The organism is Borrelia crocidurae (assembly GCF_000825665.2).
In the GTDB taxonomy this organism is placed as follows: Bacteria; Spirochaetota; Spirochaetia; order Borreliales; family Borreliaceae; genus Borrelia; species Borrelia duttonii.
Genome location: NZ_LN609267.1, coordinates 367935 through 368144, shown reverse-complemented (window position 1 = coordinate 368144; position 210 = coordinate 367935).

Genomic DNA, 210 nt, shown 5'->3' with positions numbered 1-210 from the left:
GTATTAGTTTGGATATTTCATTTTAAAGTTTTTAGTTACTGTTTATGTTGTCTAAGTTTTTTGCAATGATTATTTGAGCATTCTCTTTATTAATGGTTTGTACGTTAATATTTTTAATGAACTTGATAATAAAATTGATATTATTGAGAATAACTTAAATTGATTTATATAAATAGCTATACTTTTATTGTCAGTTAAGATAGTAATAGC